This is a genomic window from Mesorhizobium sp. M2A.F.Ca.ET.037.01.1.1 (genome assembly GCF_003998075.1).
GTDB lineage: Bacteria > Pseudomonadota > Alphaproteobacteria > Rhizobiales > Rhizobiaceae > Mesorhizobium.
Genome location: NZ_RZSA01001359.1, coordinates 1 through 1331, shown reverse-complemented (window position 1 = coordinate 1331; position 1331 = coordinate 1). Strand labels below are relative to the sequence as shown.

Here is a 1331-nt window from a genome sequence, read left to right as displayed (position 1 = left end):
GACAAGAGCAGCGCCGAGCTCGGCCTCGAATTCGAGCGGCTTTCGGGAGCGATCCAGTCGCTCGCCGAAAAAAGTGATGACCGCAGCGTCAATCTGCTGCGGCTGGAACTGGAACAGGTGAAGGGCGCGCTGGACACGTTGGCGCGCGAGGAAAGCGTGCAGAAGGTCGACCGCCGCTGGGACGATTTCGACCGCCGCTGGAGCGCTTTCGAGGACCGTGTCGACGCCGACCAGCGCAAGCGCGCCGAAGGCCCTAGCCTTTCAGTGCTGACAGATCGGCTCGAGCAGATTAGCAGCGCCGTCAACAGCCTGCCGGAATCGCTTTCGCTGCGCTCGCTGGAGGAAAAGGTGCGCACGCTTGCCGGCGCGGTCGACCGCTTCGCCGGCCAGCAGACCGCGCGCGGCGGCGAAACGCTCGCCATGATCGACGAGCGGCTGGACGAGATTTCCCGCGCCATCGTCGCCTCGACGGTAGCCGCGCAGGCCAATGCCTTCGACCCCGAGACCTTCGGCCGGATCGAGAAGCGCATGGCCTCGCTGGCGGTGCAGATCGAAGAAGTCGCGCAGTCGCGGCCCGGCGCCGAGGTCCTCGACCGCCTCAATCTTCTCACCAGCCGCGTGGACCAGCTGGCCGGCCGCACCGATCTGCCCGAGCAGGCCATGGAGCGTCTGGGCAAACAGATCGCTTCCATCACCGACAAGATGGACCGCGCGCCGGCCATGCCCGACGCGGACCAGATCTTCCAGGGCCTGGAGCAGCGCTTCGACGCGCTGTCGATGCTGCTCGAGCGCCGCCAGGGAGACGCAATCGAACAAAGCAACGCGTTGTTCCACGATCTGGAGCGTCGGCTGGACGAGGTGGCGAATAGGCTCGACCAGCGCATGCGTCAAGACGACAGCGCCGGCATCATGGAAGCGATCGATGCCCGCTTCACCGCTCTGGCCAAGCGCATCGAGACGCGCGCGCCCGATCCCGCCAGCGATATGGCGATCCGCGGGCTCGAAAGCCGGCTCGAGGATATTTCCAGCCGGCTGGAATCGTCGGCGCATCAGGTCGCCGGCATCGATCCGGCGCTGATCCGCAGCCTGGAAGCGCAGGTCGCCGGCCTATCGGCGCATCTTTCCAGGCCCGGCACGCCGCTGCCCGAGTTCGAGGACATCAGTCCGCGCCTAAACGAGATCGAGAAGTCGCTGGCCGGCACGCGCGATTCCATTCTGAGCGTGGCGCGCGAGGCGGCCGAGAGCGCCGTCAAATCGCTCGCCGAGTCGACCTCCAGCACGGCGCAGACCAACGCGACCGCCGTTGCCGGCCTCGCCCAGGATCTGAAGAC

The 1331-nt window shown here is 67.0% G+C and carries 1 pseudogene; it reads left to right on the top strand.

From position 1 onward, the window contains the following. Positions 1-1331 (top strand): annotated as a pseudogene (locus tag EOA27_RS36725) (peptidoglycan-binding protein); the annotation flags it as partial.